This is a genomic window from Kitasatospora sp. NPDC059817, assembly GCF_042731835.1.
Classification (GTDB): Bacteria; Actinomycetota; Actinomycetes; order Streptomycetales; family Streptomycetaceae; genus Kitasatospora.
The window spans coordinates 9,915-32,075 of the sequence record NZ_JBHWIR010000083.1; the positions used below are offsets into that span (position 1 = coordinate 9,915).

The following is a 22,161-nucleotide window of genomic DNA, read 5'->3' on the forward strand; positions in this document are numbered from 1 at the left end:
GGGGGGGGCGTAGGGCTCCTCGGATAGGGCGCCGCCCCGGTGGGGGGGTGGGGGGTGGCCCGGGTGGCCGGGCGCACCCCCACACTCAACCAGGCCGGGCCGGGGGGGCGCGGCCCCCCGCGGGCCCCCGGCGGTGGGTGACCGCCGGGGCCCGGAGCGGATCGGACGGGGCCGGGACGGCGCTCAGCCGTGCCGGCGGACCTCCACGGTACGGAACCGGTTGGCGACGAACGCGCCGTCGCAGTAGGCCGAGTTGGCGGCCGGGTTGGCACCGGTGCCGTGCAGGTCGGAGAAGGCGGCGGTCTGGTTGGGGTAGACGCCGCCGGTCAGGTTGAGCGAGAGCGAGACGCCGGCGTCGAGCGCGGCCGCCACCAGCAGGCCCTCCACCTCGGGCGAGGTGGTGTAGCCGGAGGCGGTCATGGCGCCCTTGTCGCGGACCGTGGTGCGCAGCAGTTCGACGGCGGCGGGGGTGGACTCGACGGCGACGGCGAAGGAGACCGGGCCGAAGCACTCGGTGCGGAAGACCGCGCGGTCGTCCGGCTTGTCGGCGTCCAGCTTGACCAGCGCGGGGGTGCGGACGGTCGCGCCGGGGAAGTCCGGCGAGGTCACCGCGCGCGGGGCGAGGGCGAGCTCGCCGTACTCGCCGCCGGCCGCGGCGGCCGAGCGCTGCAGCACGCCCGGGTTGACCACGGCGCCGAGGATGGCGGCGGCGCGGGCGTCGTCGGAGAGCAGGCCGTCGATGGCGGCGGCGAGGTCGGCGACGACCTGGTCGTAGGACTTGTCGCCCTGGTCGGTGGCGATGCCGCCGCGCGGGATCAGCAGGTTCTGCGGGGTGGTGCACATCTGGCCGCTGTAGAGCGAGAGGGCGAAGGCCAGGTTGCCGAGCATGCCCTTGTAGTCGTCGGTGGAGTCGATGACGACCGCGTTGACGCCGGCCTTCTCGGTGTACACCTCGGCCTGCTTGGCGTGCTCCTCCAGCCAGTCGCCGAAGGCGGTGGAGCCGGTGTAGTCGATCAGCCGGATCTCGGGGCGGACGGCGAGGGTCTGGGCGACGGTGCCGCCCTCGTGCTCGACGGCCAGGCAGACCAGGTTGGGGTCGTAGCCGGCCTCGGCGAGCACCTCGCGGGCGGTCCGGACGGTCAGCGCGAGTGGCAGCACGGCGCGCGGGTGCGGCTTGACCAGCACCGGGTTGCCGGTGGCCAACGAGGCGAACAGGCCGGGGTAGCCGTTCCAGGTGGGGAAGGTGTTGCAGCCGACCAGCAGCGCGAGGCCGCGCGGGACGACGGTGAACTCCTTGGTCATCACCAGCGGTTCGCGCTTGCCCTGGGGCTTGGTCCAGCCGGCCCGGCGGGGCAGCCGGGTCTGCTCGGCGTAGGCGTAGGTGACCGCCTCCAGGCCGCGGTCCTGGGCGTGCGGGCCGCCGGCCTGGAAGGCCATGCCGTAGGCCTGGCCGGTGGTGTGCATGACGGCCTGGCCGAACTCGTGGGAGCGGGCGTTGATCCGGTGCAGGATCTCCAGGCAGACGGCGGCGCGCTCCAGCGGGGTGGCGGCGGCCCAGTCGGGCCGGGCGGCGCTCAGCGCGGCGATCAGCGCGTCCGGCTCGGCGTGCGGGTAGCCGATGCCCAGCTCGATGCCGTACGGGGAGGCTTCGCCGCCGACCAGGTCGCCGTCGGCGGGGTGGCCGTCGAGGGTGAACGGCTTGCCGAGCAGGGCGTCGAAGGCGGCCTTGCCGTCCGCCGGGCCGCTCTCGCCGTACGCCTTCGGGAACTCGGGGTAGGGCGACCAGTAGTCGCGCTTGGCGGCGGCGTCGAGGGCGGCGTCCAGGGTGGCCTGGTGGCGCTCGACCAGTTCGCCGACGAGGGGGTGGGTGACCGCTGCGGACATCTGTGCGCTCCTCAGGAGGGAGGACGGGACACGTCACAGGGTAACCGAACGATCGGTCGGCTCAAGAGGGTGCAGGGGACGGAATCCGGGAAAACGCACGGGGGTGGTGTCCGGGAAACGCGCGGGGGCGGTGTCCGGGAAACGCGCGGGGGCGCGTCCGTGGTGGACGCGCCCCCGTGGGCCGGTGCCGGGCAGGGCCTACGGCACGCCCAGCTCGAAGATGACGTACCCCGCGTACCAGCCGGAGGCGACCGCGCCGAACCCCAGCACCGCGGCCAGCACCGGCCAGCTGAGCTTGCGCATCGCCACCGCGAGCGCGATCAGCAGCGGGAACGCCGGCAGCAGGTAGCGCGAGACGTTGCCGAAGATGCCGAGGCTCCCCAGCACCGAGACGATCGTGGCCAGCGTGTAGGCGGTGAGCACCAGCGGCGGGCGCAGCCGGATCAGCAGCACGATCAGCACGGGCAGGGTGAGCACGATCAGGGTGGCGAAGAGGTCCGGCACCGGGAACGCGAACGGGTAGTCGTTGCGGCCCAGCAGTACGCCGCGGATCGCGTGCCAGGTGCCCTGGCCCCAGTCGAAGTAGTGCAGCCAGGCGTCGTGCTGGAGCCGGAAGTAGCCGCCCCACTCGCCCATCCGCCAGCCCACCCAGGCCACGTAGCCGAGCAGGCCGACCGGGGCCAGCAGCATCGCGGTCAGCGGGCGCAGGACGCCGCTCTCGCGCCGGTACAGCTCCACCAGCGCGGCCAGGCCGACCGCGCCTATCAGCGCCGCGGCGGTCGGCCGGTTGAGCCCGGTGACCAGGGTGATCACCCCGGCGGCGACCCACTGCTTGGTCATCACGCAGTAGCAGGCCCAGGCGGCCAGCGCGACGAAGGTGGAGTCCGAGTAGACCGCCCACTCGGCGCCCGAGCCCGGGGCGATCGCCCAGATCCCGGCCGCGATCACGCCCGCCCTGGGGCCGGCCATCCGGTCCACCACGGCGTAGATCCCGGCGGCGGCGAACAGCGAGGCCACCACCGACACCAGCATCCCGGCGCCGTACAGGCCGAGGCCGGTGACGTCCGAGGTCATCCGCATCAGGCCCGGGTAGAGCGGGAAGAACGCGGCGGAGTTCTGCTCGACGGAGAAGCCGACCGGGCCGTTGGGGATCGTGACCAGCGCCGGGTGGTAGCCGAACTGGGCCACCTGCTGGTACCACCAGCCGTCCCAGGTGGCCAGCACGTCCCAGGGGTTGGCGCCGCCGCCGAACCGGGCCGGCTTCTTGAGGTAGTCGCCGGAGAAGGAGAGCAGCTTCATGAAGACGGTGAAGCCGATCAGCTTCAGCACCGCGTAGCACCACACCGCCGGCCCGAACCGGACCACCAGGGCGCGGGCGCCTTCCCGCCAGCCGCTGCCGGGCACGCCCCCCGGATCATCGCTGCGCTGCTCGGGCACGTCGGAGGCGACGGCCGGTATTGCGTTCATTCGGACTGGACCCCACCCTGCTGGACGTGGACGATCGTCCGCCGAGTCTAGGGCCTGCGCATCGGGGCCTGGTGTGGACCAACCGACCCGATCGCGTACGGCGCGGGGCGGCCGGGGATACTCGGAGGATGGCCGATCACAGCACGCGTACCGCCTACACCGTGGAGTCACTGCTCGCGGTGACCGTCGACGTGTTCAACGAGCGCGGCTACGACGGCACCTCGATGGAGGACCTGTCCCGGGCGGCCGGGATCTCCAAGTCGTCCATCTACCACCACGTCCGCGGCAAGGAGGAGCTGCTGCGGCTGGCCGTCGGGCGGGCGCTGGACGGGCTGTTCGCGATCCTGGCCGAGCCGGCGGCGGTGCGGGGCCCGGCGGTGGAGCGGTTGGAGCACGTGGTGCGCCGCACCGCCGAGGTGCTGCTCGCGGAACTGCCGTACGTGACACTGCTGCTGCGGGTGCGCGGGAACACGGTGACCGAGCAGTGGGCGCTGGAGCGGCGCCGGGAGTTCGACCACCAGGTCGCCGAGCTGCTGCGGGCGGCGGTCGCGGACGGTGCGCTGCGCGCGGACGTCGAGCCGCGGTTGGCCACCCGGCTGCTGTTCGGGATGATCAACTCGATCGTGGAGTGGTACCGGCCGGGCCTCAAGGGCACCGACGGCGTCGCGGACGCGGTCGTCCACCTGGCCTTCGACGGGCTGCGCGCGCGGTAGCCGCCACCGGCCGGCCGGTGGCCCGGCCGTCAGTCCGGGGGGACCTGGTCGGTCTCCTCGAAGATCAGCATGGTCCGGGTGCCGAGCACCTGGGGGATGGACTGGATGCTGCCCAGCACCAGCTCCCGCAGCGCGTGGTTGTCCGCGGTGTGCACCAGCAGCAGGACGTCGAAGTCTCCGCCGACCAGGGCGATGTGGGCGACCCCGGGGAGCTCCAGCAGCTGCCCCCGGACCGTGCGCCAGGAGTTCTGGACGATCTTCAGGGTGATGTACGCGGACGCGCCCTGACCTGCCCGTTCGTGGTCGACGCGGGCGGTGAAGCCGCGAATGATGCCGTCCCCGACCATCCTGGAGATCCGGGCGTAGGCGTTCGCCCGGGACACGTGCACCCGCTCGGCCACCGAGCGGATCGAGGCGCGGCCGTCCTGCTGCAGCAGCCGCAGGATCGAACGGTCGACCCGGTCGAGTCTGGACATCTGTTCAGCCGACATGACCCCCCACCCTCGCCGATTGGACACACTGCCACCAGTCGACCGCCGCTCAGGCCGAATGTCCACCACCTTGTCACGCTTCTGGTCAAGATGAACAGACGACCGAACAATCGGTAGGGAGCCCCCGCCACCCCAGGAGGTGCCCCGAGATGACCGTTCTCGACCACAGACACCACACGGCGGTGCCCGGCTGGACCCCCGGGGCCACCGCCCCGCGGACCGACCCGGCCCCCCTGCTCCCGGACGCCTCACCGGTCCGGGTGCTCGGCACCCCCGCGCTGGAGAAGTACGACCCCGCACTGCTGCGCGAGCTGTACCGCCGCCTGGTGATCGGCCGCCGCTTCAACCAGCAGGCCACCACCCTGACCAAGCAGGGCCGGCTGGCCGTCTACCCGGCGTCCACCGGCCAGGAGGCCTGCCAGGTCGCCGCCGCGCTGGTGCTCGGCGAGGCCGACTGGCTGTTCCCCAGCTACCGCGACACCCTCGCGGTGGTCTCCCGGGGCGTCGACCCGCTGGAGGCGCTGACCCTGCTGCGCGGCACCGCCCACACCGGCTACGACCCGCGCGCCACCCGCACCGCCCCGCTCTGCACCCCGCTCGCCACCCAGGCCCCGCACGCCGTCGGGCTGGCGCACGCCGCCCGGCTGGCCGGCGAGCCGGTGGTCGCACTGGCCATGCTCGGCGACGGCGGCACCAGCGAGGGCGACTTCCACGAGGCGCTGAACTTCGCCGCGGTGCTCCAGGCACCGGTGGTCTTCCTGGTGCAGAACAACGGCTACGCGATATCCGTCCCGCTCAGCGCGCAGTCCGCCGCGCCCACCCTCGCCCACAAGGCCGTCGGCTACGGCATGCCGGGCCGGCTGGTGGACGGCAACGACGCGCCCGCCGTGCACGGCGTCCTGACCGAGGCGGTCGAGCGGGCCAGGACCGGCGGCGGCCCGACCCTGGTCGAGGCGCTCACCTACCGGGTCGAGGCGCACACCAACGCCGACGACGCCACCCGCTACCGCACCGATCCGGAGGTGGCCGCCTGGCGGGAGTACGACCCGATCCTGCTGATGGACCGCTCGCTGCGCGAACTCGGCGTCCTGGACGACGCGCTGGTGCAGTCGGCGGCCGACGAGGCGGAGGCGCTGGCGGCCCGGATGCGGGCCGAGTTCCACGCCGACCCCGAGCTGGACCCGATGGCGCTGTTCACCCATGTCTTCGCCGAGCCGACCCCGCAACTGCGGGAACAGGCCGCCCAGTTGTCCGCCGAGCTGGCCGCCGAGGCCGAGGTGCAGCACTGATGAACCAGACGGCCACACCGACCCGTACGGCGACCATGGCGCAGGCGCTCAACGCGGCGCTGCGCGACGCCCTGCGCGAGGACCCGGCGGTGCACGTGCTCGGCGAGGACGTCGGCGCGCTCGGCGGCGTCTTCCGGATCACCGACGGGCTGACCGCCGAGTTCGGCCCCGACCGCTGCCTGGACACCCCGCTGGCCGAGGCCGGCATCCTCGGCACCGCGATCGGCATGGCGATGTACGGGCTGCGCCCGGTCGTCGAGATGCAGTTCGACGCCTTCGCCTACCCGGCGCTGGAGCAGCTGTTCTCGCACGTCGCCAAGATGCGCAACCGCACGGCCGGGCGGCTCCCGCTGCCGATCACCGTCCGCATCCCGTACGGCGGCGGCATCGGCGGGGTCGAGCACCACAGCGACGCCTCCGAGGCGTACTACGCGGCCACCCCCGGCCTGCACGTGGTCACCCCGGCGACGGTCGCCGACGCGTACGGGCTGCTGCGGGCCTCGATCGCCTCCGACGACCCGGTGGTCTTCCTGGAGCCCAAGCGGCTCTACTGGGGCAAGGACGGGTTCGACCCGGCCGCGCCGGTCGAGCCGATCGGCCGGGCCGTGCTGCGGCGGGCCGGCACCTCCGCCGTGCTGATCACCTACGGGCCCTCGCTGCCGGTCTGCCTGGAGGCGGCCGAGACGGCGAAGGCCGAGGGCTGGGACCTCGCGGTGCTGGACCTGCGCACCCTGGTGCCGTTCGACGACGAGACGGTCTGCCGGGTGGTGCGCTCGCTCGGCCGGGCCGTGGTGGTGCACGAGGCGAGCGGCTTCGGTGGCACCGGTGCGGAGATCGCCGCCCGGGTCACCGAGCGCTGCTTCCACCACCTGGCCGCGCCCGTGCTGCGGGTGACCGGCTTCGACATTCCGTACCCGCCGCCGATGCTGGAGCACCACCACCTGCCCGGGGTGGACCGGATCCTGGACGCGGTCGCCCGGCTGCAGTGGGAGGACCGAGGATGATGCCCGTCGTGCGCGAGTTCCGGCTGCCCGACCTCGGTGAGGGACTCACCGGGGCCGAGGTGGTGCGGTGGCTGGTCGAGGTCGGCGAGGTGATCGCGGTCGACCAGCCGGTGGTGGAGGTGGAGACCGCCAAGGCCGTGGTGGAGGTGCCCTGCCCGTACGGCGGGGTGGTCACCGCCCGGTACGGCGAGGAGGGCGAGGAGATCGCCGTGGGCGCGCCGCTGGTGACGGTCGCGGTGGCTCCGGCGGACGGGGCCTCGCTGCTGGTCGAGGCGGCGGCCGGGATGCTGGCCGAGGCGGCGGCGGAGGTGGAGCGGCCGCTGGTCGGGTACGGGGTCGCCGAGCCGGGGAAGGGCGGGCGGCGGCGCCGGGTGGGGGGTGCTGTTCCTGCTGTCGTTCCTGTTGCTGTTCCGGTTGTTGTTGCGGCTCCCGCGCTGGTGGTGCGGACCGTTCCGGGCGTGGTGCCGGTGATCTCGCCGCTGGTGCGGCGGCTGGCCCGGGAACAGGGGGTCGACCTGGCCGCGCTCTCCGGCAGCGGCCCGGACGGGCTGATCATGCGTGCGGACGTCGAACGGGCGGTCGCGGTGAAGGCGGCGGCCCCGACGGCGCCGACGGCTCCGGCGCCGGTGGCGCGGGAGGGCGTCGTCCCGCTGCGCGGGCTGCGCAAGGCGGTGGCCGAGAAGCTCAGCCGCAGCCACCGGGAGATCCCCGCCGTGACCTGCTGGGTGGACACCGATGCCACCGAACTGATGTTGCTGCGGCGGCAGTTGAATGCCGCCCCGGGCCCGAAGGTGAGCGTGCTGGCGCTGCTCGCCCGGATCTGTACGGTCGCGCTGGCCCGCTTCCCGGAGCTCAACTCCAGTATGACGGAGGATGGTTCGGGCATCATCCGGCACTCGGCGGTGCACCTGGGCTTCGCCGCGCAGGGCGAGCGGGGTCTGGTCGTCCCGGTGGTGCGGGACGCCCACGCCCGCACCACCGAGCAACTCGGCGAGGAGCTGGGACGGTTGACCGAGGCGGCGCGCGACGGCTCGCTCACCCCGGCCGAACTGACCGGCGGCACCTTCACGTTGAACAACTACGGGGTGTTCGGCGTGGACGGCTCCACCCCGATCCTGAACCACCCCGAGGCGGCGATGCTCGGGGTCGGCCGGATCGTCGCCAAACCCTGGGTGCACGAGGGGGAGTTGGCGGTGCGCGAGGTCGTGCAGCTGTCGTTCACCTTCGACCACCGGGTCTGCGACGGCGGGACGGCGGGCGGCTTCCTGCGGTTCGTCGCGGACTGCGTGGAGCGGCCGGGGACGCTGCTGCGGCAGCTCTGAGCACGGCTCGGTCGCCCTGGGTGGTGTGCTCCGCACCCAGGGCGACGGGGCGTGAATCTCGGGAGAGTAGCGCGTCCCGGGCCCGGGTGTCCGGGCTTCGCGTGATTTGTCGGATGAGCAGGTCGGGCGTGCCACGCTGCCTAGGCGTCAGCAGAGACAAGCCAGGTGGTGGCGCAGGGCGGCCGGAGGCGAAACGATTCTCTTGGGTACTCGAAACGTTGCGGTGAAGTCCCGCAGAACACTTCTGGTCCGCACCGGGCACGGCTCGGCGGGCGCCGCCTCCGTCCCGGGCCTGCCGGAGCTCCCGGCGGACGCGGCGGCGGACCCGACGGCGCACGTGACGGCCGAGGTGACGGCGGCCGGGATGGCGGCCGGGATGGCAGCCGCGAGGGCGGCCGGGGCGAGGCCCGAACGGCCGCCGATGCCGCTGGACCCGCTGGACCCGCCGGACCTCCCGCCGCAGATCCCGGCCGAGGCGCCGACGGCCGTCCTCCCGGCGGTGCCCGCCCTCCCGTGGGTGCCCGCCCCGCCGGTGCAGCCGCCGGCCGTCCCCGCGCCCGGCTACCCGGAGCCGCCTGCCGAGCCGCCTGCCGTCCCCGCGTTCCGGCCGCTGTTCACCGATGCTCCCGGCCTCAACTGGGCTGGACCCGGCGACAGTTGGACCAGGGCCTGGGCCGCGCAGGAGCCCGCCGAGGGCCGGCCGACCCAACTGTCGGCCCCGCTGCCCGCCCCCGACCGCGGCGCCCCCGACCGCGGCGCCCCCGACCGCGGCGCCTCCGCCGTCGAACAGCCGCTCACCGTACGGGACGTGGAGCTGATCCGGGCCAGCCTGGCGGTCGTCGAGCCGGTCGCCGACCGCGCCACCGCACACTTCTACGCGCTGATCTTCCTGCACCACCCCGAGGTCCGGGCGCTCTTCCCCGCCGCCATGGACGTCCAGCGGGACCGCCTGTTCCGCGCGCTGCTGGCCGCCGCCCGCAGCGCCGACGACCCGGCCGGCCTGCGCGTCCACCTCGGCGCGCTCGGCCGCGGCCACCGCCGGTACGGCACGCTGACCGGCCACTACGGCCCGGTGGGCGAGTGCCTGGTGCAGGCGCTGGCCAGGTACGCGGGCAGCCGGTGGGACGCCGAGACCGAGCTGGCCTGGCGCCGGGTCTACCGGCTGGTCTCCTCGATCATGATCGAGGCCGCCGAGGACGCCGCCCGCACCTCGCCGCCCTGGTGGCAGGGCGAGGTGGTCCGGCACGAGCGCCGCACCCGGGACGTCGCGGTGATCACCGTCCGGCCGGACCAGGCGTACCCGTACCGGGCCGGGCAGTACGCCAGTCTGGAGACGCCCTGGTGGCCGCGGGTCTGGCGGCACTTCTCGTTCGCCTCGGCCCCCCGGCCGGACGGGCTGCTGACCTTCCACGTGAAGGCCGTCCAGGCGGGCTGGGTGAGCAACGCGCTCGTCCACCGGGCCGCGCCCGGGGACGTCCTGCGGCTGGGCCCGGCGGCCGGCACGATGACCGCCGACCACGTCGCCGGCGCGGACCTGCTCTGCCTCGGCGGCGGCACCGGCATCGCGCCGATCCGCGCGCTGGTCGAGGAGGTGGCCGAGTGCGGCACGCCGGTCGGCGCCGTCGACGTGTTCTACGGGGCCCGCCGCGCCGCCGATCTGTACGAGCTGGACGGGCTGGACGAGTTGGCCCGGCGGCTGCCGTGGCTCGCGGTGCGGCCGGTGCTCTCCGGCACCGGGCCGGCCGAGGGTGCGCTGACCGGCGAACTCCCTGAGGTGGTAGGGCGGTTCGGGCCGTGGGCCGGGCGGGAGGCGTTCCTCAGCGGGCCGCCCGCGATGGTCCGCCGGGGCGTCGGGGTGCTGCTGCGCTCGGGCGTGCCGGCCGAGCGGATCCGGCACGACCTGGTGGGCGACCTCGCGGCGGGGTGAGTGGGCGGCGGGGTGATCGGTCGGTCAGCCGAGGTCCGGGGCGAGCAGCGCGCGGACGCCCTCGATGTTGGCCGCCAGGTACGCCCGCAGCCGGGGCGGGACGACGTTGACGGAGGTCACCCCCTCGCGGGTGAACGGCAGCCGGACCACCTGGTACTCGCCGTTGGGCTCGTCCACCTCGGGGCCGTGCCGTCGGCTGAGGTCCATCGAGGCGAGCCGGCAGGCGAAGAAGTGCTGCACCTTGACCCCGTGCGGGTGGAGCAGGGTGCCGTCGTCATGGTGCGTGTGGCTGATGGTGTCGACGAAGGCGGGCACCACGTCGACGATCTTGCCGCCGAGTTCCTCGTCCACCTCGCGGTGCAGCGCCTCGACCACGGTGCGGTCGCCGCGTTCGACTCCGCCGCCGGGAGTGATCCAGTACGGCTGGGGCGAGCCGGGCCGGACCCGCCGGATCAGCACGATCGAGGCCGGGCCGTACGGGTCGTCCGGGTCGAGCTCCAGCAGGATCGCCCGCGCGGTGCGCTTCACCACCGGGCGGGGCGGCGGGGTTCGGTTGTCGGGGCCCATGGCGACCTCCGGGGCTGGAGCGTTGTGCGGGAGTCTCCCGCGGGACGGTCCGGCCGAAACCCGCCCGAACCGGTGCGTCCGTTCGGGGGCGGGGAGTAACTGCGGATAGATCTTGGATAGCGAAGGTGAATCTTGAACTGATCTTCCAAATGTCGATCGATTCTGATATTTACCTTCGAATCGAAGGATTTTGCCGAGTGATCGCTGTAAGAGTGATTGCAGGGAGGTCATCCCTGTGCTGCAATGAGCCACTATCGGGCAGATCGGAGGGCTTCGCTCCGGATGCCCTTTCTGTGCATTGACTCGGGCTGGGGGATGGACGTGGCCATGGATCAGATCGCAGAGCCGTCCAGGACGGTCCGCACCGGGCGCGTCGCCAGGTCGCCGACGCCCACCTCGCCGCCCGGCAGCCCGCCGACGCCCACCTCGCCGTCCACCTCGCCGTCCACCTCGCCGTCCACCTCGCCGGGCAAAGGCCGCGGCCCCACCCTGATCGGCTCCGTCCAGCGGGCGCTGCGGCTGCTGGAGGCCGTCGGGGGATTCCGGCAGGGCGCCACCGCCAAGCAACTGGCCCGCGCCGCCGGACTGCCGCTCGGCACCGCCTACCACCTGCTGCGCACCCTCACCCACGAGGGCTACCTCCGGCGCTCCGACGGCCGGTTCTTCTACGGGGAGTCGGTCAACGGCATAGGCCGGGCCGACGACCGGCAGTCCGACCGGCACGACCTGCGCACGCGGATGCAGCGGTTACGGGACGAACTCGGGGCCCCGGTCTACTTCGCGCTCTACCGGGACGGCGAGATCCACGTGGTGGACGTCGCCGACGACCCCGGCCGCCCCGCCGTCCAGCCCTGGGCCGACCTCCGCGCCACCGGCCACGCGCACGCCATCGGCCAGTGCCTGCTCGGCCAACTGTCCGAGGAGGAGCGCCGTGACCACCTCGCCCGCCACCCGCCGGTCGGGCTCACCCCCTCCACCGTCACCGGCGAGGCCGCCGTCCTGCGCCGGCTCGCCTCGCTGCGGCCGACCATGCCCGTCCTGGAACGTCAGGAGTACGCGCTCGGCACCGTCTGCGCGGCCGTCCCCATCACCGTCGGGCCGATGGTCGCCACCATGGCCCTGTCGCTGCCGGTCGAACAGGCCGACCGGCTGACCGTCGTCGCCGGCCAACTGCGGCGCAGCGTGGGCGCGATGGGCCCGTCGTTCGTCCTCTGACGCTCCTCGCGCCGGTACGGATCCCGTCCGTTCACCATTTGAAAAAGCACACCTTGTCCACTACGTCCCCAAACGTGGACGATGGTGATCTAACAGGGATTGGTTGCACAAAACCGTCAGAAACCGCCCCCCACCCAGCAATTGACGATCCCGGCCACCCACCCGAAGCCCCCCGCATCCGAAGCCCCCCGCCCCCACCGCACGGCCCACCCGGCCGCCCCCCACGCCCCACGAGAGGTACTGGCGCCATGCAGCACAGCACAGTCCAGGGACACCTGGTGATGAACCTCGTGGTCTCGCACGAGCTCTCCTTCCGCATCGTGGTGGACCTGGAGTACGAGCCCGGCGACCCGTACGCCGTCCGGTTCACCTTCCACCTGCCCGGCGACGAACCCGTCACCTGGGTGTTCGCGCGCGAGCTGCTGCTCGACGGCATCAGCCGGCCCTCCGGCGAGGGCGACGTGCACATCCACCCGGTCGGCGAGGAGCTCACCGAGGTCTGCATCGTGCTGCACTCCCCCGAGGGGGACGCCCTGCTGCGGGCCTCGGCGCCGCCGCTGGTCGCCTTCCTGGCGCGCACCGACCGGCTGGTGCCGATGGGCCAGGAGATCACCGGGCAGGAACTCGACGCCCAGCTCGCGGACATCCTCCGGGGATGTGAGAACGCGGGGTGAGCGGTGGCCGCGCCGCCGCCACCGACGAAGGGGGGGGGCCGCGCGCGGGGCCCCCCCCCGCCGGCCCCCGCCGGGGGCGGGTCTGGGCCCGCCCCGGGGGGTCCGAGCCCTGCTGCCGTACCGGGCGCGGCCGGTCCCGCTCAGCTCTCGGCCGACCACCCGCGTCTCAGCTCAGCTGACCACCCGGGGCAGCCGCAGAATCGGCAGCCCCGTCACCGCCACCACCCCGAGCTGCACCAGCAGCTCAGCACGTCTCCGTGCCCGGCCCGGGCAACACCGCAGCCGGCGGCGGTAGAGGATGTGGACACGGCCGCAGGACAACACTGGTGGACACCTCGGTGGGACAACCGCGAAACCCGCTGGCCAGAACGACTCCGGCGGACAGGCCGATGCGGAACCCACAGGCGGGCCCTGCTGAAGGGTCGACAGAGTGTCGTCACCCGCAGTGACCGGGGCCCTGGGGACCAGTTCGGGACCACGACTGGTGAGCGCCTATGAGCGCCCGTGGGCGATAACAGACATCTATGTATGAACTTGAACCCGGTTGGGCATCGAGCGGGTTCGAGCTCTGTCGACCGTGGATCTTCATGATGAGTCTCAACTTCCCTTGTTTTCAGTGCAGTTGAGATGCAAAAAAGCCGAGGCCTTGAGGTCTCGGCTGTCGACAGTAGTTGAGCCCCTTGACTGGGGGTCAAGGGGTCGCAGGTTCAAATCCTGTCGTCCCGACTGTGAAGTCGGTTGTGAGAGCCGGTACTTGGGAAACCGAGTGTCGGCTCTTTCTGTTTCCGGGTCAGCTGGTGGTCGCACGGTGGTCACCGGGCCACATCGGCCAGGGCGCGGTTGGTTCTTCTGTTCGCGCCTGCTGGTAGGCGGGCAGTTGCTGGCGCGGGCGCTGGCGCCAGGGGCGCTGGGCGCGGCAGGCGGGGTGTCCGAGGACGGCGCTGTCGAGGATCCAGGCGACGGCGTCGACGGCCGCGCGGGCGGCGAGTTTCGTGAGGTCGGCGTAGATGTTCGCGGTCGTCGACAGGGTGCGGTGGCGCAGGGTCTTGGAGATCACGGGCAGCGGGACGTCCGCAGCCAGGGTGAAGCTGGCCGCGAGGTGGCGCAGGTCGTGCAGGGCGATGCGGGAGACGCCGGCCTTGTCGCAAGGCAGGTGGAAGCGGTCGAGGACGTTCTTGGGGTGGGGGGGGGCGTGGCGGTGGAACACGTAGCCGCCGGCGGGGGTGATCTCGCCGAAGGCCCGTGAACCCGCCCGGTCTTCGAGGGTGTCGACGACGCGGTGGGACAGGGCGACCCACGTCCTGCTGCCCTTGGTCTTGGGGGCGGTGAGCAGGAGCTGGTTGTTGTCGATGACGGAGAGGGTCGTGCGGACGAAGAGGGTGCGGTTGGGGAGGTGGACGTCGTCCCAGTGCAGGGCGAGTGCCTCGCCTTTGCGGATGCCGGTGCCGATCATGAGGTCGGCGAGGTCGGCGAGGTCGGCGTAGAGGGGGTCGGTGCCCCCGCTCCGACCGGCCTCGACCGGCCCCAGCGTCGACACCAGCAGTTCCACCGTGCGACGCTGCGGCCGCTCCCGGCGGCCCCGCTCCGGATGCCTGATGGACCTGGCGGCTAACCCGGCTGCCTCGGCCGGCTCAGTGCAGCGGCCTGGCGAAACCCAGTAGAGGCTCACCGAACGCCCTCACTCGACCACCCCCGCAGCGCACTACCCCCGCTATTTCTACTTGCGGGTAACCCGTCAGGATCCTGCCGGAGAGATTCGGCCGGGTTCTGAGGACCGGGCGGGCGCGCAGGTTCTGTCCGTACAGGATCGGTACCACCCGCAGATGGGAAGCTTGGGCATGACATGGTGTGTGTGAAGTCATCAACCGCCACCATCCCTCAAGGAAGAGGTTCTGCATGAGCAGCGACGTGGAGTCATCTGAGAACCCCAAGAGCGCCGAGAGTGCCGAGAGCCCGGAGGTCACGGGGGCTGCTGAGGCTCCCGCGCCCGCCGCCCAGGACGACGTCAAGGCCCGGTTCCTCGCCGCTCTGGAGCGCAAGCGCGGCGCCAAGTCCGATAGCGCGGCCGGCGGCCTGAATGGCGACTCGAAGATCCACGGCGCCCACGGCGCGGTGGGCGGCAAGCGCAACTTCCGCCGCAAGAGCGGTGGTTGATCAGCCCGGTTGACGCCGGGGGCCGCCAGGCCTGGTCCTGACCGGGCGGCCGTAGCTGTACGCGACAGGCAAGGTCTTCGTTCGAGTGTGTCGGGTGCGGGGCCTTGCCTGCCGGGGATCGGCAGGGTGCCTGGAGAAGGCGGCGCCGGGTGCCGGCCTCGGAGCCCGTCCCGCCGAGCACCGCCGCCCGTGACAGTGGGGCCGACTGAGCGTGACTCTGTCGGGGATCTTGGTCGCTGCCGTGTCAGCTCTGTGCACATGATGCAACCAGTCGACGAGCAGACGCAGTCAAACGACCTGTCCGTTCACTCCGAGGGGTTCGGCCACTGCTACACCACATCGCTGCGCTGCCAGCCACCACGGCGTCCGTGAACCTCACCTCCCCACCTGGAGGGCGTCATGACTCCGGGGAAGAGGCTGATCCAGGTGCGGCTGGCCTCGGTCTTGGGCCCGCCGGGATGGAGCCGCCCGTTGTTGACGGCGGCGAGGGTCCAGCGGACGTAGAGCCTGCGGTCCATGAGGTGGACGTCGGACCAGTGGAGGGCGAGGATCTCACCGCGGTGCATGCCGGTGCCGAGCATCACCTCGAACAGGTCGGTTAGCTGATCGGCGTACTGTTCGGCGCCGTGGCGCAGGAAGGCGGCGGCCTGTTCGGGGGTCCAACAGGTGCGCTCGGCGGCGCGGGGGCGGGCGGGGGCGGAGCGCTTGGCGGGGTTGTAGCGCAGTCCGCCTCCGACGCCACGAGGCCGGTGCCGCCCGGTAGTCGCCGCGGCCGGACGGCACCGGCCTCGTTGATGCTGCTTCCAGTGCTGTGCCCAGGATGGGAACGCTTGCTGACCCGAGCCGTAGTGTGGCCGACGCCTCCGCCATGGAAGGAGGGCGACCTGGACGGGGGCGGCGTCTTCGTGGCCGAGTAGGAAGGGCCGCCCCGGGGCGGCCCGGAGCTGTCACCTGGAGGTCGGCGGCTTCGGCCACGTTGTTCCGTCTGCGGCGGCCGTGAGGATGTCTCCGAGGCGGAGCCAGGCGTTGGGGCCGGAGTTGCCGATCGGGCTGTCGGCGAATCGCTGCCAGGCCTGGTGGTCGTCTCCGAGCGCTGCTTCCACCAGGGCGATCACTGTGGGATGGGTGCTGTTGTAGTGGTGCCCGCGTGCTTTGAGTGCCGTCCAGGCGGGCAGGGCGAGGATGGTCTCGCTGGGGCAGGCGGGTAGGGCGAGGATCTCCCGGGCCCATGCTTCGCGGTTGCTGGGGTTGCCGCCGAGCCTGTGGCGGAGCTCGCGGGTGAGCGTGTGGACGGCGCGCTGCGGATCGGAGTGGCGGGCGAGGACCGAGGTGAATGCCGGTTCGCTGCGGTGGCGGTGCCAGGCGAAGGACAGCAGTGCCTTCTCCACGAGTGCGTCGTCGCCGACGTGCCGGTCGAGGTACGCGTCGAGCACCACTGCGGTGACGGCGGACAGGCTCCGCACCGTCACCTCTTCGGGATCGCCGAGGGCCCCGCGACGGGTCGCGGGCGGCTGCGGGGCGGGGTCGGCGACGATCCGCGTGATCGCGTCCAGGAGTTCGTCGAACTGCTGCCGGTCGTCCTGGGACTTGTAGTCGTACGACTGGAGGCCGGACCGGCCGCGGCGGGCGTCGCGGATCACCAGTCGGACGGTCGCTTCGACGGCGGGCGTGAGTTCGGGCAGGTGGACCAGCATGGCGTGGATCCAGCGCAGGTCGGCCGCCCTGCTGATTCCGTAGAGGTCCTTCGGCTTCCACGTTCGGAGGGCTTGCACGGCCGTTTCGGCGAAGTGTCGGCCCAGGTCGGCGAGTTCGTCCGCATGGCTCTGCCAGGCGTGGGGATCGCCGTAGGCGGGCTTGGCCTCGGCGGGGTTCAGGACGAGGCGCCACCGTCCGTCGGCCGCATGGCTCACCCAGGAGACGGCGGAATCGGTGCCCCAGTCGGTGTCGAAGCCGTCGTCCCGTAGGTGCAGGAACTCGATGTCCCTTCGATCGGTCTCGTCCAGGGCGGAGAGCTCGGCGGCGAAGTGCTGCCGGGCCTCCTCCTTCGAGGAACCCTCCTGGAGGAAGCCGCAGATCCGGGTCGTGAGCATGGCGGCGCCGAACCTGAAGAGGTCATCCAGCGCGATCTGCCTAAGGAGTTTCGGCTCGACCGTCCACGGCACGCTGCCGAGCAGTTGGTCGCGGATGACCCGGTTCGCCGTGGTGCCGGCGGTCCTGTCGATGAGCTGGGAGTGCCGGTCGGAGTGCCGTTCGAGTACGGCCGACCACATGCGGCCCCACGCGTCGAACGCTGCCCTGATCCGGTCGGACCAGGCGCCGGAATCCTCGTCCTCCAGACGCGTGCGGTCGAGGCCGTCGGGCAGGAGAGCGACAGCGGCTTCGAACACGGCGTCGTGGAGGCGTCCCGTACGCAGAACCACCTGTGCGGACGTTGGCTCCTTGAGCAGTTCGGGTGTCATGTGCGGTGGCTGCGGCACTCGCCTGCGCAGTTCGTCGGCGACGGCCGCGCAGAGGTCGGCCGGCCGGTCGGCGGTGCCGAGGGAGCCGAGCCGGCGGTCGGAGCAGCGGTGCAAGGCGTCGGCCCGCAGGGCCGGGTCGCAGTCGGGGTGGATGAGCGCGAGGACCACCAGCGAGGCCGACCCGGTCAGGTACTCGTATTCGCTTTCGGTCTGCCGTAGCCCGTTCGTCACCGCGGCCTCCAGCAGCCAGGCGGGTGCCGAATCCCGGTAGGGCTTGTCGAGCAGCGCGGCGAGGAGTGGTCCGCCCTGCTGACTGTCGGCGACGGCACGGGCCTGTTCGGCTGCCATCCGGGCCGCGGCGGACCCGGCATCGGCACCGGCCGCGACAGTGGCCAGGAACTCCACAGGCAGCCGGGTTTCGTCAGTGGCCATTCCTTGCTTCCCTCTCCCCAGTGACTGGTCGAACTCCATCCTGCTCCATCGGTCGGACAATCCGGGGACGAACGGAGACGAGGAGGGCCGGGGCCCAGGGCGGGCCGTACCGGTTTCGTCGGGGGCAACTCCTCGGTGCCTCCGGTGCCGTGTCGGACAGGACCAGGTCCGGACCGCCGACAGCATCGGCGGAACCAGCGAGCGGCTTGGCCGCGGGCTCGCGGGGCGGCTATGGCCGGGGCCGGGTGAACACCCCCTGCTCGGTCTCGGCCGGGATCCCGCGCTCGACCAGCCGCTTGAGTTTCAGACGGACGTTGTTGGCGTTGGGGGCGCGATCTTCTGGGGAGGGGAAGCGGAACCGGATCCGGTTGTGGGCAAGCGGGCTGGTGCGCGCCCGTGGTGGGGTTTGGCAGGCTACCGTGGGGCCCGACGCGAGGGTGCGGCGGTGCTGGTCGGGTGCCGCGATGGACCAGGGGGTGTGGGGTGTTCGAGCCGGTGTCGCTGTCGGCGGTGGCCGCTGTTTTCGGCGCCGTGGGTGCGAGCGTGGCGAACGAGGCCGGTAAGTGGGCCTGGGAGTCGGCGGGTGCGTTCGTCCGCCGGGTGACGGGACGGGATGTGCCGGCGCCGACCGATGCCGCCGAACGGGCCACTGTGGCGCAGCTGTTGCTGGATGCGGCCGAGTCGGATCCGGCGCAGGCCAGGGCGCTTCGCGCCTGGCTGGGCGGCCAGGGCGGGGCCTGGTCCGGGCCGTTGGCGACGCCCTCCCTGCTGCCGCCCTCCGACCGCTTCTTCACCGACCGGCGCAAGGTGTTGGCGTTGTTGGACAAGGAGGCCGGACGGAAGGCGGACGGCACGCCCCGCGTCAGCGTTCTGTACGGACCGCAGGGGATGGGCGTGAGCACCGCGGCCGTCCACTGGGGTGCGCAGCAGCGGAAGCGGTTTCCGCACGGGCAGCTCTACGCGGACCTCTCCGGCGGGTCGCTGGCCACCGCACCCGATGCGGCCGCCGTGCTCCGGCAGTTCCTGATCCACCTCGGCATGCCGGCGGACCGGGTTCCGCCGGCCGCGCAGGACCGGGTCGAGCGGTTCCGGTCGCTGGTCGCCGAGCGGCAGTTGCTCGTCGTGCTGGACCACACCCGGTCGGCGGCCCAGGTCCGGCCGTTGATCACCGCGGCCCCGGGCGTCGTCACGGTCGTCGTGGCCCGGCGTCCGCTCACCGGTCTCGACGCCGTCCCGATCCCGGTGGGGCCGCTGTCCGACAAGGACGCCAGGCGGCTGCTCACGGACCTCGTGGGGAAGGAGACCGTCTCCGCCGCCGGCCCCGCCCTGTCGGGCGTCCTCGAACGGTGCGAAGGATCGCCCTTCGCCCTGCGTGCCGCGGCTCCCCGGCTGGCGTTCATCCCCCAGCAGCGCCGGGGCCGGGGTGGTGGTGGTGACGGCGGCGGCGATGCCCATGTGGGTGATCCGGTGCGCGCCGCCGTGCAGGAGTCGTACGAGGCGCTGGAGCCGGAGGAGGCCCGGCTGTTCCGGCTCTGCGCCTTGCGGCCGTGGCCGGCCGTCGGTCCCGAGCTGGCCGTGGCGGTTGTCGGACCCCATGGAACTGGCGGGCTCACCGTCGAGCGCGCTGGTGTCCTGCTGGCCGGGCTCGCCGAGGCCGGCCTGGTGGAGGCCACGCCCGAGGGCCGCTACCGCTACCGGCCCGCCGTGCGCCGGTTCGCCGAGGAGCGGGCGGCGCGGGAGGACGGTCTGGCCGCGTGCGCGGGTGCGGTGACGCGTGCCGTGGAGCACCTGCTGCGCTTCGCCGTCCGGGCCGACTACGCGGCGTTGCGGGAGCGTTGGCACGTCGGGCCGCTCTACCGGGAGCTCGGGCCCGGTGACTACCCGGACGCCGGTGCGGCGTTGGCCGCGCTGGCCGCGGAGGTGGGCAACCTGGTCGAGGCGGTGCTCGCCGCCGAGGAGTTGGCCGCGCCGGCCACGGCGTGCGAGCTGGCGGAGGCGTCGTGGGCGGTGCAGCTCAAGGCCGGTCGGCACGAGACCTTGTTGCCGGCGCTGCGAACCGCCGTGCGGGCGGCGGTCGCGCACGACCCGGACTCGGCGATGGCCGGCCGGATGCACACCCAACTGGCTTTCGCCCTGATGGAGCTGGACCTGCTGGCCGAGGCCGAGAGCTGTCTGGTCGACGCCTCCTCGGCGTTCGAGCGGGCCGGTCACCTGCTGGGCCGGGCCACGGCCGTCGAGTCGCTCGGGCTGCTGAGGCTTCGGCAGTGGCGGTGGCAGCCCGCGTACGACTGCTTCGAGCAGGCCGACGGACTGCTCGGGTCGATCTGTCCGGAGCACGAGCGGGCGGGGGACGTTCCGCGGGCCCGGGCGCTGCTGAAGCGGCACCGGGGGCGGGCGCTGCGAGGCCTGGCCGAGTACGAGCGGGCCCGGACCTGGCTGACGGAGGCGTTGTCCGAATTCCGGCGTCTGCGCGACAACTACAACGCGGCCCGCACCCTCACCAACCTCGCGGAGACCTGGGCGGACACCTCGGCGACGGAACAGGCGCTGGCCGCGATCGACGAGGCCACCGCGATCCTGGACCGTGAGCAGGCGGAGCCCCATCTGCGCTACCTGGCGGGCCTGCGGCAGCAGTGCCTCACGGAACGGGACTGACCAGGACCGCGTGGGACGCGCCGCCGGTGCGCACCGTCAGCTCCATCCGCGGCAGCGGACGGGGGACGGGGGTGCCGTCCACCTGGGCGAACAGTGCCGAGGCGGCCGCCGCCGGGTCGAGCGAGGGGCTGGTGAGGCGGACGAATCCCCGCTCGCGCAGCAGTACTTCACAGGTGTCCGGACCGGAGACGAAGGCCGCGAGCGAGCAGTTCGGGTAGCGGGCTAGCGTCGCCGCGGCCCACTCCCGGGGCGGGCCGATCCGGGGGTCGTCGGCCTCCCCGTACCGGAGGATCGCGTCGGCCAGATCGAGGAGGCCCTGGTCGAGGGTGTCCTCGTGCACCGCGAGGTGATCGGAGCCGGGCCCGGCAGGCCCGTACCGGCCTTCGGCGACCCGCTCGATGGTGACCTCGTGCGGGCGGGGCCCCGGGCGGGTACGGACCCGCAGCGGCACGGTTCGGGTCGGCGGCCGGTAGGCGGGGAGTGGGAGCAGGTCCAGGAGAGCCGGCTCTGTCGGCTCGGGCAGTCCCATGACCTCGTAGAAGAGCGAACGCAGTAGGCCGGCCGCCTCGCCGGGTGCTGAGGTTGTCAATTCGCTGGTGCTGGCGATGGGTTGATGGTGCATCAGGAGCTGATTCAGCTGCGGACGTAGAGGGGAGTCCAGGGTGAGCCGGGGGGCTTCGCGGACGAAGGCTGCCACCGGTGAGGTGGCGCCCAGAACCTCGTCGGAGGCCGTGCCGAGCAGAACGGGGGTGCCCAGTGCCGCGGCGTAGTAGCTGACCGAGCCGAAGTCCCCGATCACCGCGTCGGCGGCGATCAGTGCCTGCCGCCAGCTGTCCAGGGGGTCGATCAGGGTGAGGCCGGCCCGCTCGGCGCGGTCCAGCCAGAGGCGGACCTGGCCGGGGCCGTGGCCGTGCCAGATGTTCGGGTGGAGGACGGCCGCCACCCGGTAGTCGTCGACCGGGAGTTCGGCGGTGAGGCGGTCGAGCAGCCACGGCAGCGGGTCGTTCGCGCCGGCGTCACCGAAGAGCGACTGCGGGTTCCAGGTGGAGTTGAGCACGATGAACCGCTGCCCGGGTCGGACGCCGAACGTGCGGCGATGGCGTTCGCGGTGCGGAAGGGCGGCCAGGATGCGGTCGAAGCAGGGGTCGCCGCCGAGCACCGCCGTCGGAGCGGCCTCGGGGCAGGCTTCGCGCAGCCGGCCGAGCTGCTCGGGGTGGGAGAGCACCATCGCCCGGGCGAGCGGAACCCCGTCGGACAGCAGCCACTCGGGCGCCAGGCCGAAGACAGGGGCATGCGGCGCGTTCGGTGTTCGGTGTTCGGTGTTCGGTGTTCGGTGTTCGGTGTTCGGTGTTCGGTGTTCGGTGTTGCGAGCCTTTTATTGTATCCGGCTCCGTGTGAGAGGACGATCAACTTCCCCCGGAACTCGGAGAGTTCACCGCCGAAGCTGGCCGACAGGGCGAGGTCGACGGGGGTCTGCTTGGCCTGCTCCCACGGAAGTACCGGAACCCCGAGGGAGCTCAGCAGCTCGGCGACTCCTGCGCTGAAGGGGGACGATCCCGTGCAGGAGGCCAGTAACTGGATTCTGAGGTCGTCGCGGAACAGCGGAACGACGTCCAGGAGCCGGGTCGCGGAGGTCACGTTGTGGACGACGAGGAGAACGCGGCGGCAGCCGCCGCGGGTGGTCCACCTCGAAGCGTCCTCGCCCACCGGAACCCGGATCCAGTCGGTCACCAGCCCTGCCAACCCGCCGCTCCTTCGATGCTCGCCGCCTCCCCCGCGCGAGGCCCGTCCATTGTTCCACGGCGTGGATGTTGGGGCTCGGCCTCGGTCGGGGTCCGGCCGGGGGGGGCGGGCCCGACCCGCGGGGAGGGGCGGCGCGCGGCGGCGGGGGGGTGGGGTGGGGGGGGG

17 protein-coding genes are annotated in these 22,161 nt (G+C 72.8%); 9 read left to right on the forward strand and 8 right to left on the reverse strand.

Features of this window, described 5'->3' with window-relative positions; translation table 11 throughout:
* Positions 1 to 183: 183 nt before the first annotated feature.
* Positions 184 to 1,884 carry a phenylacetic acid degradation protein PaaN gene (gene paaN, locus ACFV61_RS19200; RefSeq protein ID WP_063348432.1) on the reverse strand — a complete coding sequence of 567 codons (1,701 nt, stop codon included), beginning with the start codon at positions 1,882 to 1,884 and terminating at the stop codon, positions 184 to 186.
* Positions 1,885 to 2,082: 198 nt separating this feature from the next.
* Positions 2,083 to 3,351, reverse strand: coding sequence for a hypothetical protein (locus ACFV61_RS19205; RefSeq protein ID WP_363368170.1), 1,269 nt, complete (start codon positions 3,349 to 3,351; stop codon positions 2,083 to 2,085).
* A 128-nt stretch (positions 3,352 to 3,479) separates the two neighbouring features.
* Between ACFV61_RS19205 and ACFV61_RS19210 the strand changes: the two genes are divergently transcribed.
* Positions 3,480 to 4,064, forward strand: a complete 585-nt coding sequence (locus ACFV61_RS19210; RefSeq protein WP_063348430.1) for a TetR/AcrR family transcriptional regulator — start codon at positions 3,480 to 3,482, stop codon at positions 4,062 to 4,064.
* Positions 4,065 to 4,093: 29 nt separating this feature from the next.
* Here the strand turns inward: ACFV61_RS19210 and ACFV61_RS19215 are convergent, their stop codons facing one another.
* A complete protein-coding gene (locus ACFV61_RS19215; protein WP_380492819.1) occupies positions 4,094 to 4,555 on the reverse strand; it encodes an Lrp/AsnC family transcriptional regulator in 462 nt (153 codons plus the stop codon).
* Between the two features lie 149 nt (positions 4,556 to 4,704).
* Here ACFV61_RS19215 and pdhA point away from each other — a divergent pair, with 149 nt between their 5' ends.
* From pdhA to ACFV61_RS19235, 4 genes are all read left to right on the forward strand, one after another.
* Positions 4,705 to 5,844 carry a pyruvate dehydrogenase (acetyl-transferring) E1 component subunit alpha gene (gene pdhA, locus ACFV61_RS19220; RefSeq protein ID WP_380492821.1) on the forward strand — a complete coding sequence of 380 codons (1,140 nt, stop codon included), beginning with the start codon at positions 4,705 to 4,707 and terminating at the stop codon, positions 5,842 to 5,844.
* The gene (locus ACFV61_RS19225) at positions 5,844 to 6,848 is read left to right on the forward strand and encodes an alpha-ketoacid dehydrogenase subunit beta (protein ID WP_380482902.1); all 1,005 of its coding nucleotides are present in this window, start codon (positions 5,844 to 5,846) and stop codon (positions 6,846 to 6,848) included. Before pdhA ends, ACFV61_RS19225 begins: the two co-directional genes overlap by 1 nt.
* A complete protein-coding gene (locus ACFV61_RS19230) occupies positions 6,848 to 8,170 on the forward strand; it encodes a dihydrolipoamide acetyltransferase family protein (protein WP_380492823.1) in 1,323 nt (440 codons plus the stop codon). Before ACFV61_RS19225 ends, ACFV61_RS19230 begins: the two co-directional genes overlap by 1 nt.
* Positions 8,171 to 8,393: 223 nt before the next feature.
* Positions 8,394 to 10,097 carry a globin domain-containing protein gene (locus tag ACFV61_RS19235; RefSeq protein ID WP_380492825.1) on the forward strand — a complete coding sequence of 568 codons (1,704 nt, stop codon included), beginning with the start codon at positions 8,394 to 8,396 and terminating at the stop codon, positions 10,095 to 10,097.
* A 24-nt stretch (positions 10,098 to 10,121) separates the two neighbouring features.
* On the opposite strand, the gene ACFV61_RS19240 is transcribed toward ACFV61_RS19235, so the two are convergent.
* Entirely contained in the window at positions 10,122 to 10,664 is a 543-nt protein-coding gene (locus tag ACFV61_RS19240; RefSeq protein ID WP_063348425.1) for an NUDIX domain-containing protein, read from the reverse strand.
* Positions 10,665 to 10,991: 327 nt separating this feature from the next.
* Between ACFV61_RS19240 and ACFV61_RS19245 the strand changes: the two genes are divergently transcribed.
* On the forward strand, positions 10,992 to 11,879 hold the full coding sequence (locus tag ACFV61_RS19245; protein WP_380492826.1) for an IclR family transcriptional regulator: 888 nt from the start codon (positions 10,992 to 10,994) through the stop codon (positions 11,877 to 11,879).
* A 248-nt stretch (positions 11,880 to 12,127) separates the two neighbouring features.
* A complete protein-coding gene (locus tag ACFV61_RS19250; RefSeq protein WP_380371351.1) occupies positions 12,128 to 12,553 on the forward strand; it encodes an SsgA family sporulation/cell division regulator in 426 nt (141 codons plus the stop codon).
* A gap of 790 nt (positions 12,554 to 13,343) precedes the next feature.
* On the opposite strand, the gene ACFV61_RS19255 is transcribed toward ACFV61_RS19250, so the two are convergent.
* Positions 13,344 to 14,102 carry a site-specific integrase gene (locus tag ACFV61_RS19255; protein WP_380492828.1) on the reverse strand — a complete coding sequence of 253 codons (759 nt, stop codon included), beginning with the start codon at positions 14,100 to 14,102 and terminating at the stop codon, positions 13,344 to 13,346.
* 347 nt (positions 14,103 to 14,449) lie between these two features.
* On the opposite strand from ACFV61_RS19255, the gene ACFV61_RS19260 reads away from it, so the two are divergent.
* Positions 14,450 to 14,707 (forward strand): DUF5302 domain-containing protein, encoded by a 258-nt coding sequence (locus tag ACFV61_RS19260; RefSeq protein ID WP_380492830.1) that lies wholly within the window; start codon positions 14,450 to 14,452, stop codon positions 14,705 to 14,707.
* Between the two features lie 329 nt (positions 14,708 to 15,036).
* Here the strand turns inward: ACFV61_RS19260 and ACFV61_RS19265 are convergent, their stop codons facing one another.
* Together ACFV61_RS19265 and ACFV61_RS19270 are read right to left on the reverse strand one after the other, a co-directional pair.
* Positions 15,037 to 15,288 (reverse strand): hypothetical protein, encoded by a 252-nt coding sequence (locus tag ACFV61_RS19265; RefSeq protein WP_380492832.1) that lies wholly within the window; start codon positions 15,286 to 15,288, stop codon positions 15,037 to 15,039.
* Between the two features lie 366 nt (positions 15,289 to 15,654).
* Positions 15,655 to 17,598 carry a hypothetical protein gene (locus tag ACFV61_RS19270; RefSeq protein ID WP_380492833.1) on the reverse strand — a complete coding sequence of 648 codons (1,944 nt, stop codon included), beginning with the start codon at positions 17,596 to 17,598 and terminating at the stop codon, positions 15,655 to 15,657.
* Positions 17,599 to 18,081: 483 nt separating this feature from the next.
* Here ACFV61_RS19270 and ACFV61_RS19275 point away from each other — a divergent pair, with 483 nt between their 5' ends.
* Positions 18,082 to 20,253: a tetratricopeptide repeat protein gene (locus ACFV61_RS19275; RefSeq protein WP_380492835.1), complete on the forward strand. Its 2,172-nt coding sequence runs from the start codon at positions 18,082 to 18,084 to the stop codon at positions 20,251 to 20,253.
* On the opposite strand, the gene ACFV61_RS19280 is transcribed toward ACFV61_RS19275, so the two are convergent.
* Positions 20,237 to 21,481 (reverse strand): hypothetical protein, encoded by a 1,245-nt coding sequence (locus ACFV61_RS19280; protein WP_380492836.1) that lies wholly within the window; start codon positions 21,479 to 21,481, stop codon positions 20,237 to 20,239. The two genes, ACFV61_RS19275 and ACFV61_RS19280, sit on opposite strands and share 17 nt — an antisense overlap.
* Positions 21,482 to 22,161: the final 680 nt, after the last annotated feature.

What these genes read in the sequence shown, in the direction of transcription:
- ACFV61_RS19225 (WP_380482902.1), top strand. Translation starts at nt 5,844, where the DNA reads ATGAACCAGACGGCCACACCGACCCGTACGGCGACCATGGCGCAGGCG.
- ACFV61_RS19240 (WP_063348425.1), bottom strand. Translation starts at nt 10,664, where the DNA reads ATGGGCCCCGACAACCGAACCCCGCCGCCCCGCCCGGTGGTGAAGCGC.
- ACFV61_RS19210 (WP_063348430.1), top strand. Translation starts at nt 3,480, where the DNA reads ATGGCCGATCACAGCACGCGTACCGCCTACACCGTGGAGTCACTGCTC.
- ACFV61_RS19280 (WP_380492836.1), bottom strand. Translation starts at nt 21,481, where the DNA reads ATGGTGCTCTCCCACCCCGAGCAGCTCGGCCGGCTGCGCGAAGCCTGC.
- pdhA (WP_380492821.1), top strand. Translation starts at nt 4,705, where the DNA reads ATGACCGTTCTCGACCACAGACACCACACGGCGGTGCCCGGCTGGACC.
- ACFV61_RS19245 (WP_380492826.1), top strand. Translation starts at nt 10,992, where the DNA reads ATGGATCAGATCGCAGAGCCGTCCAGGACGGTCCGCACCGGGCGCGTC.
- ACFV61_RS19205 (WP_363368170.1), bottom strand. Translation starts at nt 3,351, where the DNA reads ATGAACGCAATACCGGCCGTCGCCTCCGACGTGCCCGAGCAGCGCAGC.
- paaN (WP_063348432.1), bottom strand. Translation starts at nt 1,884, where the DNA reads ATGTCCGCAGCGGTCACCCACCCCCTCGTCGGCGAACTGGTCGAGCGC.
- ACFV61_RS19250 (WP_380371351.1), top strand. Translation starts at nt 12,128, where the DNA reads ATGCAGCACAGCACAGTCCAGGGACACCTGGTGATGAACCTCGTGGTC.
- ACFV61_RS19260 (WP_380492830.1), top strand. Translation starts at nt 14,450, where the DNA reads ATGAGCAGCGACGTGGAGTCATCTGAGAACCCCAAGAGCGCCGAGAGT.
- ACFV61_RS19215 (WP_380492819.1), bottom strand. Translation starts at nt 4,555, where the DNA reads ATGTCGGCTGAACAGATGTCCAGACTCGACCGGGTCGACCGTTCGATC.
- ACFV61_RS19265 (WP_380492832.1), bottom strand. Translation starts at nt 15,288, where the DNA reads ATGCTCGGCACCGGCATGCACCGCGGTGAGATCCTCGCCCTCCACTGG.
- ACFV61_RS19230 (WP_380492823.1), top strand. Translation starts at nt 6,848, where the DNA reads ATGCCCGTCGTGCGCGAGTTCCGGCTGCCCGACCTCGGTGAGGGACTC.
- ACFV61_RS19270 (WP_380492833.1), bottom strand. Translation starts at nt 17,598, where the DNA reads ATGGCCACTGACGAAACCCGGCTGCCTGTGGAGTTCCTGGCCACTGTC.